Annotated in this window: 12 protein-coding genes; 10 read left to right on the forward strand and 2 right to left on the reverse strand. The window is 65.7% G+C overall.

Annotated elements, in window-relative coordinates; translation table 11 throughout:
- Positions 1 to 31: 31 nt before the first annotated feature.
- From icmF to RALTA_RS30730, 4 genes are all read left to right on the forward strand, one after another.
- Positions 32 to 3,322, forward strand: a complete 3,291-nt coding sequence (gene icmF / locus RALTA_RS01085; protein ID WP_012351559.1) for a fused isobutyryl-CoA mutase/GTPase IcmF — start codon at positions 32 to 34, stop codon at positions 3,320 to 3,322.
- Positions 3,323 to 3,466: 144 nt separating this feature from the next.
- Positions 3,467 to 3,904, forward strand: coding sequence for an HIT family protein (locus RALTA_RS01090; RefSeq protein ID WP_012351560.1), 438 nt, complete (start codon positions 3,467 to 3,469; stop codon positions 3,902 to 3,904).
- Positions 3,901 to 4,803, forward strand: a complete 903-nt coding sequence (locus RALTA_RS01095; RefSeq protein WP_167330451.1) for a 3-hydroxybutyryl-CoA dehydrogenase — start codon at positions 3,901 to 3,903, stop codon at positions 4,801 to 4,803. Before RALTA_RS01090 ends, RALTA_RS01095 begins: the two co-directional genes overlap by 4 nt.
- 337 nt (positions 4,804 to 5,140) lie before the next feature.
- Positions 5,141 to 5,476: a hypothetical protein gene (locus RALTA_RS30730; protein WP_081479461.1), complete on the forward strand. Its 336-nt coding sequence runs from the start codon at positions 5,141 to 5,143 to the stop codon at positions 5,474 to 5,476.
- Between the two features lie 39 nt (positions 5,477 to 5,515).
- On the opposite strand, the gene RALTA_RS01105 is transcribed toward RALTA_RS30730, so the two are convergent.
- On the reverse strand, positions 5,516 to 5,938 hold the full coding sequence (locus RALTA_RS01105; RefSeq protein WP_041232038.1) for a DUF3293 domain-containing protein: 423 nt from the start codon (positions 5,936 to 5,938) through the stop codon (positions 5,516 to 5,518).
- Positions 5,939 to 5,963: 25 nt separating this feature from the next.
- Positions 5,964 to 6,632 (reverse strand): Crp/Fnr family transcriptional regulator, encoded by a 669-nt coding sequence (locus tag RALTA_RS01110; RefSeq protein ID WP_012351564.1) that lies wholly within the window; start codon positions 6,630 to 6,632, stop codon positions 5,964 to 5,966.
- Between the two features lie 280 nt (positions 6,633 to 6,912).
- On the opposite strand from RALTA_RS01110, the gene RALTA_RS01115 reads away from it, so the two are divergent.
- The 6 genes from RALTA_RS01115 to RALTA_RS01140 all read left to right on the forward strand — a co-directional run bounded on the left by RALTA_RS01115 (position 6,913) and on the right by RALTA_RS01140 (position 14,244).
- A complete protein-coding gene (locus RALTA_RS01115; protein WP_012351565.1) occupies positions 6,913 to 8,871 on the forward strand; it encodes an AMP-dependent synthetase/ligase in 1,959 nt (652 codons plus the stop codon).
- A gap of 29 nt (positions 8,872 to 8,900) precedes the next feature.
- Positions 8,901 to 9,863, forward strand: coding sequence for an ABC transporter ATP-binding protein (locus RALTA_RS01120; RefSeq protein WP_012351566.1), 963 nt, complete (start codon positions 8,901 to 8,903; stop codon positions 9,861 to 9,863).
- A gap of 11 nt (positions 9,864 to 9,874) precedes the next feature.
- Positions 9,875 to 10,789, forward strand: a complete 915-nt coding sequence (locus tag RALTA_RS01125) for a branched-chain amino acid ABC transporter permease (RefSeq protein WP_012351567.1) — start codon at positions 9,875 to 9,877, stop codon at positions 10,787 to 10,789.
- A gap of 26 nt (positions 10,790 to 10,815) precedes the next feature.
- Positions 10,816 to 11,892: a branched-chain amino acid ABC transporter permease gene (locus RALTA_RS01130; RefSeq protein WP_012351568.1), complete on the forward strand. Its 1,077-nt coding sequence runs from the start codon at positions 10,816 to 10,818 to the stop codon at positions 11,890 to 11,892.
- Between the two features lie 91 nt (positions 11,893 to 11,983).
- Complete coding sequence (locus RALTA_RS01135) at positions 11,984 to 13,321, forward strand: ABC transporter substrate-binding protein (protein WP_025583357.1); 1,338 nt, start codon at positions 11,984 to 11,986, stop codon at positions 13,319 to 13,321.
- Between the two features lie 107 nt (positions 13,322 to 13,428).
- Positions 13,429 to 14,244 (forward strand): ABC transporter ATP-binding protein, encoded by an 816-nt coding sequence (locus RALTA_RS01140; protein WP_041232039.1) that lies wholly within the window; start codon positions 13,429 to 13,431, stop codon positions 14,242 to 14,244.
- The last annotated feature ends 7 nt before the right edge of the window (positions 14,245 to 14,251 follow it).

Genomic DNA, 14,251 nt, shown 5'->3' on the forward strand with positions numbered 1-14,251 from the left:
GTCGCAGCCAACACCCGACACGGTGGAGACAATGACCGACCTTTCCGATGTCCATGATGTGCGCCGCGGCGCGCCCCAGCCCAAGCCGGTGCAGCCCGGCACCGGCCCGGCAAACAAGGTCCGCTTCGTCACCGCGGCATCCCTGTTCGACGGCCACGACGCCTCGATCAACATCATGCGCCGCATCCTGCAGTCGCATGGCTGCGAGGTGGTCCACCTCGGCCACAACCGCTCCGTCGAAGAGATCGTGACCGCGGCACTGCAGGAAGACGCGCAGGGCATTGCGATCTCCAGCTACCAGGGCGGCCATGTCGAGTACTTCAAGTACATGGTCGACCTGCTGCGCGACAAGGGCGGCGAGCATGTGCAGGTGTTCGGCGGCGGCGGCGGCGTGATCGTGCCCGACGAGATCCGCGAGCTGCAGGCCTACGGCGTGGCCCGCATCTACAGCCCCGAGGACGGCCAGCGCATGGGCCTGGCCGGCATGATTGCCGACATGGTGCAGCGCTGCGACCTGGACCTGAGCCGCTACGCGCCGACCTCGCTCGACCCCGTCGCCGCCGGCGACCGCCGCGCGCTGGCGCAGCTGATCACCGCGCTCGAAAACGGCAAGGCCGATGCGGCGCTGATGGCGGCGATGCATGCGCAGGCGCAGCAGGCCTCGGTTCCCGTGCTCGGCATCACCGGCACGGGCGGTGCCGGCAAGTCGTCGCTGACCGACGAGCTGATCCGCCGTTTCCGGCTGGACCAGCAGGATGCGCTGTCGATCGCCGTGATCTCGATCGACCCGTCGCGGCGCAAGTCCGGCGGCGCGCTGCTGGGCGACCGCATCCGCATGAATGCGATCAACCACCCGAACATCTTCATGCGCTCGATGGCGACGCGCGAGGCGGGCTCCGAGATCTCGCAGGCGCTGCCCGATGCGATCGCCGCGTGCAAGGTCGCGGGCTTCGACCTGGTGATCGTCGAGACCTCCGGCATCGGCCAGGGCGACGCCGCGATCGTGCCGCACGTGGACCTGTCGCTGTACGTGATGACGCCGGAGTTCGGCGCGGCGAGCCAGCTCGAGAAGATCGACATGCTGGACTTCGCCGACTTCGTCGCCATCAACAAGTTCGACCGCAAGGGCGCGCAGGATGCCTGGCGCGACGTGGCCAAGCAGGTGCAGCGCAACCGCGAGCAATGGCACGGCAAGCCCGAGGACATGCCGGTGTACGGCACCCAGGCGTCGCGCTTCAACGACGATGGCGTCACCATGCTGTACCAGGGCCTGCGCGAGGCGCTGGCCGGTCATGGCCTGAAGGTGGGTGCGGGCACGCTGCCGGTCCTGTCGGGGCGCATCTCCACCGGCCAGAACGTGATCGTGCCGCCGGCGCGCAGCCGCTACCTGGCCGAGCTGGCCGACACCGTGCGCGCCTACCACCGCCGCGTGGCGGAGCAGAGCCGCATCGCGCGCGAGCGCCAGCAGCTGCGCGAATCCAGCCGCATACTGCAGGCCGCGCAAGGCGATGGCACAGCGCTGGACGCGCTGGCCGCAGAGCGCGACACTGCGCTGGGCCAGGTCGAGCGCAAGCTGCTGGCGATGTGGCCGCAGATGCGCGAGGCCTACAGCGGCGACGAATACGTGGTGAAGATCCGCGACAAGGAGATCCGCACCGGCCTGGTTACCACCACGCTGTCAGGCACCAAGGTGCGCAAGGTGGTGCTGCCGCGCTTCGAGGACGACGGCGAGGTGCTGAAGTGGCTGATGCGCGAAAACGTGCCCGGCAGCTTCCCGTACACCGCCGGCGTGTTCGCCTTCAAGCGCGAGAACGAAGACCCGACGCGCATGTTCGCCGGCGAGGGCGATGCCTTCCGCACCAACCGGCGCTTCAAGCTGGTGTCCCAGGGCATGGAGGCCAAGCGCCTGTCGACCGCGTTCGACTCGGTCACGCTGTACGGCGAAGACCCGCACGTGCGTCCCGATATCTACGGCAAGGTCGGCAACTCGGGCGTGTCGATCGCCACGCTCGACGACATGAAGGTGCTGTACGACGGCTTCGACCTGACCAGCCCGAGCACCTCGGTGTCGATGACCATCAACGGCCCGGCCCCGACCATCCTGGCGATGTTCATGAACACCGCCATCGACCAGCAGCTCGACAAGTTCCGCGCCGACAACGGCCGCGATCCCACCGCCGACGAAGAGGCCAAGATCCGCGCCTGGGTACTGCAGAACGTGCGCGGCACGGTGCAGGCCGATATCCTGAAGGAAGACCAGGGCCAGAACACCTGCATCTTCTCCACCGAGTTTTCGCTCAAGGTGATGGGCGATATCCAGGAGTACTTCGTGCACCACCAGGTGCGCAACTTCTATTCGGTGTCGATCTCGGGCTACCACATCGCCGAGGCCGGCGCCAACCCGATCTCGCAGCTGGCCTTCACGCTGTCCAACGGCTTTACCTATGTGGAGGCGTATCTGGCGCGCGGCATGCATATCGACGATTTCGCGCCCAACCTGTCGTTCTTCTTCTCCAACGGCATGGACCCCGAATACAGCGTGCTGGGCCGCGTCGCGCGCCGCATCTGGGCGGTGACCATGCGCGACAAGTACGGCGCCAACGAGCGCAGCCAGAAGCTGAAGTACCACATCCAGACCTCGGGCCGCTCGCTGCATGCGCAGGAGATCGACTTCAACGATATCCGCACCACGCTGCAGGCGTTGATCGCGATCTACGACAACTGCAATTCGCTGCACACCAACGCCTACGACGAGGCCATCACCACGCCCACCGGCGAATCGGTGCGCCGCGCGCTGGCGATCCAGCTGATCATCAACCGCGAGTGGGGCGTCGCCAAGTGCGAAAACCCCAACCAGGGCAGCTTCCTGATCGAGGAGCTGACCGATCTGGTGGAAGAAGCGGTGCTGCAGGAGTTCGAGCGCATCGCCGAGCGCGGCGGCGTGCTCGGCGCGATGGAGACCGGCTACCAGCGCGGCAAGATCCAGGAGGAATCGCTCTACTACGAGCAGCTCAAGCACGACGGCACGCTGCCGCTGATCGGCGTGAACACCTTCCGCAATCCGGACGGCGACCCGGTGCCGCAGAAGCTGGAGCTGGCGCGTTCGAGCGAGGCCGAGAAGCAGAGCCAGCTCGAGCGCCTGCAGGCGTTCCAGCAGGCGCATGCCGACGAAGCCCCGGCGATGCTGCAGCGGCTGCGCCAGGCGGTGATCGACAACCAGAACGTGTTCGCGGTGCTGATGGACGCGGTGCGGGTCTGCTCACTGGGGCAGATCACGCATGCGCTGTTCGAGGTCGGCGGGCAATACCGGCGCAATATGTAGACCCCGATCCACGTGCTGACCGGTAATCGCGCAGGGCGGCCGCGGTGAAGGGCCGCCCTGCGTTACACTCGAATGCTGCGCCGCACCCTGGCCGCACCATAGCGCTGGCGGCAACTAATTCCGAGACAACCGCAACACAAGACCATGGACACCCAGTACAGCCCGAACAACATCTTTGCCAAGATCCTGCGCGGCGAAATGCCGTGCATCAAGGTGTACGAGGACGACGACACCATTGCCTTCATGGACATCATGCCGCAGGCCGACGGCCATACGCTGGTGGTGCCCAAGGAAGCCGCGGTCAACCTGTTCGACCTGTCGGAGCGCGGCGCCCAGGCCGCCATCGTCGCCACCCAGCGCGTGGCGCGCGCGGTGCGCGCGGCCTTCAACCCCGACGGCATCTCGATCGGCCAGTTCAACGGCGCCGCGGCGGGCCAGACCGTGCCGCACGTCCATTTCCACATCGTGCCGCGCTACAACGACCAGTCGCTGCGCGGCCACGCGCGCGACATGCAAGAGCCGGAAGTGCTCAAGGGGCACGCCGAACGCATCATCGCCGCGCTGCGCGAGCAGGCGCCCTGAACCACGCATCCAAGCATTCAACCAAGCAAGCAGAGGAAGACAAGATGGCAATCAAGACTGTAGGCATCGTCGGTGCCGGCACCATGGGCAATGGCATCGCCCAGGCCTGCGCAGTGGTGGGACTGAACGTGGTGATGGTCGACATCAGCGACGCCGCCGTGCAGAAGGGCGTGGCCACGGTGTCGGGCAGCCTGGACCGGCTGATCAAGAAGGAAAAGCTGACCGAGGCGCAGAAGGCCGACGCGCTGGCGCGGATCAAAGGCAGCACGTCATATGACGACCTCAAGGCCGCCGACATCGTGATCGAGGCGGCCACCGAGAACTACGACCTCAAGGTCAAGATCCTCAAGCAGATCGACGGCATCGTCGGCGACAACGTCATCATCGCGTCGAACACCTCATCGATCTCGATCACCAAGCTCGCCGCGGTGACCGCGCGCGCGGACCGCTTCATCGGCATGCACTTCTTCAACCCGGTGCCGGTGATGGCGCTGGTCGAACTGATCCGCGGCCTGCAGACCAGCGACGCGACGCACGCCGCCGTCGAGGCCCTGTCGAAGCAACTGGGCAAGTACCCGATCACGGTCAGGAACAGCCCGGGCTTCGTCGTCAATCGCATCCTGTGCCCGATGATCAACGAGGCCTTCTGCGTGCTGGGCGAAGGCCTGGCCTCGCCGGAAGAGATCGACGAAGGCATGAAGCTGGGCTGCAACCACCCGATCGGGCCGCTGGCGCTGGCCGACATGATCGGGCTGGACACCATGCTGGCGGTGATGGAAGTGCTGTACACCGAGTTCGCCGATCCGAAGTACCGTCCGGCCATGCTGATGCGCGAGATGGTGGCTGCGGGCTACCTGGGGCGCAAGACGGGGCGTGGGGTGTACGTGTATAGCAAGTAAGTCGGACCTGGACCCGCCACTTTCAGTGGGCGGTCTGGTCTGAGCGAGGCCGGCGGCTGGACTTCGGGTCAGCGCCGGCCTTTTCCGTTTGTGGTGCCCATCGACACGCTAGCGGCACAATGGCCAGCACATCAAGAACGTGTTGGCGGATGGCGAGTTGGCGGAGCATTCAGTTGTAAAGCAAAACTCTACAACTGCCTCCGAGGGCAAGAACTCCTCAGGACCATGCTTCCCGTAATCCCGCTTACACCGCGTTATATACCGAAACAATCCGCCGCATCTGGTAACAGGAATGCGCGGTACAGTGCACCCATTCCGTTTACAACAACACCGCATCATGGCTCACCCGGTTCTTTTTGCAGCGCTGCTCGCTGGCCTCATGTCCCTGCTGGCGGCGCGTTCGGCGATGGCGCATGTGGATGTGGGGGTGCATATCGGCCCACCGGTCTATGCCGCGCCGGCGCCGGTTTATGTGGCGCCGCCGCCTCCCGTGGTGTATGCGCCGCGCTATCACGGCTGGCATGGCGACCGGTACTGGGACGGACGGCGCTGGTATGGGCGGCATGAATGGCGCGGCCGCCATCATCATCATTACCGGCACCATCACCACCGGCATCACCACGATCGCCACCACGGCCATGGTCACCATGGCCATCGCGGCCATGGCCACTGATCGTCCTGACGACGGCGCCGACGGGCCGGGTCGGCCCGGTTAGCGCAACAGCACCAGTCGCGGCACCGCGTCGGCGCCGCTCCAGACCACGGCGTTCTGCTGGTAGGTCTCTCCAAGTGCCCGCGCCTCGGCCAGCGAGAGCCCTGGCACCAGGAAACTCGGTTCGGCGGGCCAGCCGTTGTCGGGATGCTCGCCAGCGGCTTCGATCGCGCGCCGTCCCAGTGCGTTGAGATCCTCTGCCAGTGCCTGTTGCCGGCGCGCGTTGGCGGCATCGTCGCAGCGCTGGCTGAACGGGTTGGCCGCGGTGATGAAGGCGCTGCAGTCCACGCCCAGCGCGCGGTGCAGCGCGGCCAGCGCGGCGCTGCGCTGGTCGATGCGCAACGTCATCGGCGTGTCGCCCAGCACACGGTACTGCGTTTCGCGATACGCCCGCAGGGTGTCGGCGTCGATGGCGCTGGCCACCTTATTTCCCACCTTATTTCCCACCTTACTCCCCGTACTGCCGCAGTCCGTCGAGGTCCAGCACCTCGATCACGCCGTAGTCCACCCGCACCAGTCCCTGCTGTTCCAGCACCTTGAGTGCCTGGTTGGCGCGCTGGCGCGAGATGCCGGCGAGCAGGCCGATCTCTTCCTGCGAGATCTCCAGCGTCTTGCCGATGCCCGGGTACAGGTGCTCGTTGAACAGTGACGACACCGCGCGCGCCACGCGCGAATCGATGTCGAGCAGCCGTTCATATTCCACCGCCGCAATGAACTGCCCCAGGCGCTCGTTGAACTGCGTCAGCAGGAAGCGCGTGAACGGCAGGCTGGTATCCAGCAGCCACTGAAAAGTGTCGCGCGGCAGGAAGGCGATGGTCGAGCGGCGCAGCGCCATCACGTCGTACTTGCGGATCTCCGACTTCAGCACCGCGCCTTCGCCGAACCAGCCGCCGGTGGGCACGCCGGTGAAGGTGACTGACTTGCCCGACGGCGACACCGTGGTGATCTTGACGATCCCTTCGAGCACGCCCAGCCAGTGCTCCGCCTTGTCGCCCTTGTGGCAGACGTAGTCGCCCTGGCTGTACTCGTGCACGAACATGGCGCGGCGCACGCGCTCGCGCTGCTCCGGACTCAGGTCTGCTGCCCACACGCAGCGGTCGACAAAATCGTTCAGCATGGCCTCGCGGAAGCTCCGGTAGGGATTAACCCGGAATTGTCACCGGCGTGACAACCGGGGGTGTTGGCATGGGCTATCGTACGATCACAACGGAACCGCGGGTGCCACCAGGGGCACGCCGGGAAGGCAGAAGACGCTTCTCCCGGCCCCTGAAGACAAGGCACAGACGGGCTTGATGCGATGCGGCAGATGCCGCCGGGCAAAGCAAGCCAAGTATAACGACCGGACCGGCGCTTGACACCGGGCGTGGACCCCCACGCCGGAGGGACAGGAGACAGCGATGCAGGAATCGTCGGCGACGACCTTCCCGCGATGGCTGCTGGCGCACGCCCAGCAGCGGCCGGAGCATCCGGCGTATCGCGAGAAGGATCTCGGCATCTGGCAGACATACAGCTGGGCCCAGGCGGCACAGCAGGTGAGGGCGCTGGCATGTGGTCTGGCCGCGCTTGGTTTCAAGCGCGGCATGAACCTGGCAGTGGTGGGCGACAACCGTCCGCGCCTGTACTGGGCCATGACCGCGGCGCAGGCGTTGGGCGGCGTGCCGGTGCCGCTGTACCAGGACGCCATCGCCAACGAGATGGTCTACGTGCTCAACGATGCGGAGATCGAATTCGCCATCGTCGAGGACCAGGAGCAGGTCGACAAGCTGCTGGAAGTCGAAGCGCAGCTGGCCGAGTCCGGCCGCGCCGTGCGCCACGTCATCTTCGAAGATCCGCGCGGCCTGCTCGACTACGATCACCCGTCGCTGATGTCGTACGAGCGCCTGCAGGAACTGGGGCGCGAGTTCGACCAGGCCCACCCGGGCTTCTATGACGAGGCCATCGCCGCCGGGCAGCCCGACGACACCGCGATCATCCTCTATACGTCCGGCACCACCGGCAAGCCAAAGGGCGTGTGCCATTCGCACCATGGCCTGATCGGCTCGGCGCGCAACGGCTGCGCCTTCGACAAGCTCAACGCCGATGACGACGTGCTGTCCTACCTGCCGATGGCGTGGGTGGGCGACAACCTGTTCTCGTATGCGCAGGCGATGGTGGCCGGCTTCACCGTGAACTGCCCGGAATCGCGCGAGACGGTGATGACCGACCTGCGCGAGATCGGCCCCACCTACTACTTTGCGCCGCCGCGGATTTATGAAGGCCTGCTGACGCAGGTGATGATCCGCATGGAGGATGCCGGCTGGATCAAGCGCAAGCTGTTCCACTGGGCCATGGATGTGGCGCGCCGCTGCGGCACCGCCATCCTCGACGGCCAGCCGGTGCCGGTCGCGGAGCGCGCGCGCTACGCGCTGGGCGAAGCACTGGTCTACGGCCCGCTGCGCAATGTGCTGGGCATGAGCCGCATCCGCGTGGCCTATACCGCGGGCGAGGCGATCGGCCCGGACCTGTTCCGCTTCTACCGCTCGATCGGCGTGAACCTGAAGCAGTTCTACGGCCAGACCGAGACTTGCGCCTATGTGTGCCTGCAGCCCGACGGCAAGGTCAAGTTCGACTCGGTGGGGCCGGCCGCGCCGGGCATGGAAATCCGCATCGCCGACAACGGCGAGGTGCTGGTGCGCGGCGTGGGCCTGCTCAAGTCCTACTACAAGCGCGACGATGCCACGCGCGAGGCCATCAACGACGAGGGCTACTTCATGACCGGCGACGCCGGCGTGATCGATGCCGACGGCCACCTGAAGATCATCGACCGCGCCAAGGACGTGGGCAAGCTGGCCGATGGCTCGATGTTCGCGCCCAAGTACATCGAGAACAAGCTCAAGTTCTTCCCGTACATCAAGGAAGCGGTGGCCTTCGGCAACGGCCGCGACCAGGTCTGCGCCTTCATCAACATCGACTTCGAGGCGGTGGGCAACTGGGCCGAGCGCCGCCACCTGCCGTATGCCGGCTACGTCGACCTGGCCGCGCAGCCGGACGTGCTGGAGATGATCGGCGAATGCGTGAACCAGGTGAATGCGGACCTTGCCAACGACCCGATGCTGGCCGGATCGCAAATCGCGCGCTTCCTGGTACTGCACAAGGAGCTGGACCCGGACGACGACGAACTGACCCGCACGCGCAAGGTACGGCGCGGCTTTATCGCGGAGAAGTATGGCGTGCTGGTCGACGCGCTCTATGCGGGCAAGTCGGAGCAGTTCATCGAGACGCGCGTCAAGTTTGAAGACGGACGCGAGGGCAGCGTGTCGGCCACGCTGAAGCTGGTGGATGCCAGGCGGCTGCCGGTAGCGGCGCGCGCGGCATAAGCCATAACAGCACAGGTGGAGGCAGCAACATGACACAAGTGGCCTGGCAAGGCGCCGGCAAGCGCGAATGGAGCGCCGCGGCACGCACCGATGCGAGCGGTGCCGGCGGTGGCGGTGCGATGGCGCCGGCAGGAACGCTGCCCCCCGCGGGGCTGGCGGATGACAGCGGCGTGCATCCCGGTACGCGCCATGCGCAGCGCACCGGTGCGCAGGCGCGCACCGGCGGCGAGGTGATCCTTGACCTGCAGCATATCTCGCTGTCGTTCGGCGGGGTGAAGGCGCTGACCGATATCTCGTTCGACGTGTGCGAGCACGAGGTGCGCGCCATCATCGGCCCGAACGGCGCCGGCAAGAGTTCGATGCTGAACGTGATCAACGGCGTCTACCACCCGCAGCAGGGGCGCATCGTGTTCCGCGGCGAGGAGCGCAAGCAGATGCACCCGACCGCCGCGGCGCGCCAGGGCATTGCGCGCACGTTCCAGAACATCGCGCTGTTCAAGGGCATGACGGTGCTGGACAACATCATGACCGGCCGCAACACGCAGTTCCGCACCTCGTGGTTCGCGCACGCGCTGTGGTGGGGCCCGGCGCGCAACGAGGAAATGCGGCACCGGCAGAAGGTCGAGGAGGTGATCGACTTCCTGGAAATCCAGTCCATCCGCAAGACGCCGGTCGGGCGCCTGCCGTACGGCCTGCAGAAGCGCGTCGAGCTGGCGCGCGCGCTGGCGGCCGAGCCGTCGATGCTGCTGCTCGACGAGCCCATGGCCGGCATGAACGTGGAAGAGAAGCAGGACATGTGCCGCTTCATCCTCGATGTGAACCGGCAGTTCGGCACCACCATCGTGCTGATCGAGCACGACATGGGCGTGGTGATGGATATCTCGGACCGCGTGGTGGTGCTGGACTACGGCAAAAAGATCGGCGACGGCACGCCGGAAGAGGTCAAGGGCAACCCTGACGTGATCAAGGCATACCTGGGCACTTCGCACTGAGGGGCTGAACCATGACGTTCTTCGTTGAAATCCTGCTCGGCGGCCTGCTGTCGGGACTGATGTACTCGCTGGTGGCGCTGGGCTTCGTGCTGATCTACAAGGCCTCGGGCGTGTTCAACTTTGCCCAGGGCGCGATGGTCTACTTTGCCGCGCTGGCGGTGGTGGGGCTGATGGACAAGGGCATGCCGATGTGGGCGGCGGTGATCGGCGCCTTCGTGGTGATGATCCTGGTGGGCATGAGCACCGAGCGCTTCGTGCTGCGCAAGCTGGTCAACCAGCCGCCGATCACGCTGTTCATGGCCACGATCGGGCTGTCGTTTTTCCTGGAAGGGCTGGGGCCGCTCTTGTTCGGCAATGAAGTGCGCCCGATCAACCTGGGCATCGTCGACGAGCCGATCGAGTCGATCCTGACCACCTTCAACATCGTCATCTCCAAGTTCGACCTCGCGGCGGCGGCCATTGCCGGCGTGCTGGTGGGATCGCTGGCGCTGTTCTTCCAGTACACCAAGGTCGGGCGCGCACTGCGCGCGGTGGCCGACGACCACCAGGCCGCGCTGTCGCTGGGCATCCCGCTGCAGAACATCTGGGCGATCGTATGGGGCGTGGCGGGCTTCGTCGCGCTGGTGGCGGGCATGCTGTGGGGATCGCGCAATGGCGTGCAGTTCGCGCTGACGCTGACCGCGCTGAAGGCGCTGCCGGTGCTGATCCTGGGCGGCTTTACCTCGGTGCCCGGCGCCATCGTCGGCGGGCTGATCATCGGCGCGTCGGAGAAGCTGGCCGAGATCTACATCCCGCCGGTGTTCCAGTCGATGTTCGGCGGCAATTTCGGCGGCATCGAAGGGTGGTTCCCGTATGTGTTTGCGCTGTTGTTCCTGCTGGTGCGGCCCGAGGGGCTGTTCGGCGAGAAACACATTGATCGCGTCTAAGCCCGTCGAGCAGGAAGGAGACAAAGATGTTCTATCGTGAAGCGGGCCAGTTCAAGACCAGCTATGTGGCCGACAGCCAGATCTTCCCGATCCGCCAGGACCGCATCGGTTTTGCGGTACTGATGGCGGTCGCCTTCGTGGCGATCCCGTTCGTCGGTTCGGAATACTGGTTCTCGGCCATCCTGATCCCGTTCCTGATCTTCTCGCTGGCGGCGCTGGGGCTGAATATCCTGACCGGCTATGCCGGCCAGCTGTCGCTGGGCACCGCGGCCTTCATGGCGGTGGGCGCGTATGCGGCCTATAACTTCCAGCTGCGCATCGAAGGCATGCCGGTGCTGCTGACCTTTATCCTGGCGGGCCTGTCGGCGGCCCTGGTGGGGGTGGCGTTCGGGCTGCCGTCGCTGCGCATCAAGGGCTTCTACCTGGCGGTGGCCACGCTCGCGGCGCAGTTCTTCGTGGTGTGGGCGCTGACCAAGTTCCCCTGGTTCTCCAACAACAGCTCGTCGGGCGTGATCACCGCGCAACGGCTGGACCTGTTCGGCTACGCCATCGATACGCCGGTGAAGAAGTACCTGTTCGTGCTGGCCATCGTCACGGTGCTGGCGCTGGCGGCCAAGAACCTGGTGCGCTCGGCCACCGGCCGCGCCTGGATGTCGGTGCGAGACATGGACGTGGCGGCGGAAGTGATCGGCATCCCGCTGATGCGCACCAAGCTGCTGGCGTTCGCGGTCAGCTCGTTCTACTGCGGCGTGGCCGGCGCGCTGTACGCGTTCTGCTACCTGGGCTCGGTGGAGCCGGACGGCTTCTCGCTGGACCTGTCGTTCCGCGTGCTGTTCATGATCATCATCGGCGGGGTGGGCAGCATCCTGGGCTCGTTCCTGGGCGCCGCCTTCATCCTGCTGCTGCCGATCTTCCTGGACAACGTGCTGCCGCCGCTGGCCTCGCTGCTGCACCTGCCCTTTACCAACGCCACCGTGTCGCACATCCAGCTGATGGTGTTCGGCGGGCTGATCATCTTCTTCCTGATCGTCGAGCCGCACGGGCTGGCCCGGCTGTGGCAGATCGCCAAGGAGAAGCTGAGGCTGTGGCCGTTCCCTCATTGACGGGAGGGGTGCCTGCACTACCGCAGTTCCTGTGTGAAGTTCTGAAGCTTACGCATAACGAAACGCTCCCTTGAGGGCGAAGGAGACTGTCATGACCAACCTGATCCGCAACGTGCAACGCGCCGCCCTGGTGGTCAGCGCCGCGGCTGCACTGCTGGCGCCGGCGGTGCCGGCGCTGGCGCAAAGCAACGAGCAGTTCATCGCGCTGCCGAGCTATCGCGTGGGGCCATATGGCGCTAACGGGCAGTCGTGGTATGGCGGCTTCATCGACTACCTGAACTACGTCAACCTCAAGGATGGCGGCGTCAATGGCGTCAAGCTGAGCTGGGAAGAGTGCGAGACCGAGTACAACAACGCCAAGGGCGTGGAGTGCTATGAGCGCCTGAAATCCAAGAACGCCACCACCAAGGGCACGGCCTACCACGCGATGTCGACCGGCATCTCGTACGCGCTGGTCGACAAGACCGCCGCCGACAAGGTGCCGCTGGTGATGATGGGCTACGGTCGCACCGACGCGGTCGACGGCTCGGTGTTCCCGTACGCGTTTCCGCTGGTGACCACGTACCAGATGCAGGTCTCGGCCATCGTCAAGTACCTGGCCAGCAAGAGCGGCGGCTCGCTGGCCGGCAAGAAGATCGTCTACCTGTACCACGACTCGGCCTATGGCAAGGAGCCGATCGTGGCGCTGCAGGCCGAGGCCAGGCTCAACAAGTTCAACCTGGTCGAGATCCCGGTGGCGCACCCGGGCAACGAGCAGGGCGCGCAATGGCTGAAGATCCGCCAGGAGAACCCTGACTACGTGATCTTCTGGGGCTGGGGCGTGATGAACCAGACCGCGCTGAAGGCCGCGCAGAAAGTGGGCTTCTCGCGCGAGAAGATGATTGGCTCCTGGTGGGCGGGCTCCGAGGAAGACACGGTGCCGGCCGGCGATGCCTCCAAGGGCTACATGAGCGCGACCTGGAACGTGGCCGGCAAGAGCGTGCCGCTGATTGCCGATATCGAGAAGGTGGTCTACGGCGCCGGCAAGGGCAATATGCAGGACAAGAACAAGATCGGCTCGGTGCTGTACAACCGCGGCGTCTCGGCGGCGGTGGTGACGGTGGAAGCGGTGCGTGTGGCGCAGGCCAAGTTCGGCAAGGGCAAGCCCATGACCGGCGAGCAGATGCGCTGGGCCTTCGAGAACCTGAACCTGACCAACGCACGGCTGCAGCAGCTGGGCGCCACCGGCCTGCTGCCGGAGATCAAGACCAGCTGCGAGAACCACGAGGGCTCGGGCAAGGTGAAGATCCAGCAGTGGGACGGCAGCAAGTGGGTGGTGGTGTCAGACTGGATCGAGGGCAACAAGGGTCTGATCCACCCGCTGTTCAAGGCCACCGCGGCGCAGTACGCGAAGGAGAAGGGCATTACGCCGGGGTGCTCGAAGAGCTGAGGCCGTACCAATCCCGATTGGTTTCTCCCCTCTCCCTCTGGGAGAGGGGAGCAAACCGCCGCGACTGTGAAGTCGCAAGTTATCGTCACACCACCACGAGCCGCACCATGAGCCTCCTGTCCGTCAACAACATCGAAGTCATCTACGATCACGTGATCCTGGTGCTCAAGGGCGTCTCGCTCGAAGTGCCCGAGGGCAAGATCGTGGCGCTGCTGGGCGCCAACGGCGCGGGCAAGACCACCACGCTCAAGGCCATTTCCAACCTGCTGCAGGCCGAGCGCGGCGATGTCACCAAGGGTTCGATCGAATACCGCGGCGACCGCGTCGACCAGCTCACGCCCAACGACCTGGTGCGCCGCGGCGTGATCCAGGTGATGGAGGGGCGCCACTGCTTCGCGCACCTGACCATCGAGGAAAACCTGCTCACCGGCGCCTACACGCGCGGCCTGTCGCGCGGCCAGACGCGCGACGAGCTGGAGAAGATCTACGAGTACTTCCCGCGCCTGAAGACGCGCCGCAAGTCGCAGGCCGGCTACACCTCGGGCGGCGAGCAGCAGATGTGCGCGATCGGCCGGGCCATGATGGCCAAGCCCGCGATGATCCTGCTCGACGAGCCGTCGATGGGCCTGGCGCCGCAGATCGTCGAGGAGATCTTCGAGATCGTGCGCGGCCTGAACTCGCGCGAAAGCGTCAGCTTCCTGCTGGCCGAGCAGAACACCATGGTGGCGCTGCGCTACGCCGACTACGGCTACATCCTGGAGAACGGACGCGTGGTGATGGATGGCGACGCCGAGTCGCTGCGCACCAACGAGGATGTCAAGGAGTTCTACCTCGGCGTGGCGGCCAACGACGCCGACGGCGCCGGCCGCAAGTCGTTCCGCGACGTCAAGAGTTACCGCCGCCGCAAGCGCTGGCTCGCCTGAGAAGGAC

It is taken from the genome of Cupriavidus taiwanensis LMG 19424, assembly GCF_000069785.1.
Classification (GTDB): Bacteria; Pseudomonadota; Gammaproteobacteria; order Burkholderiales; family Burkholderiaceae; genus Cupriavidus; species Cupriavidus taiwanensis.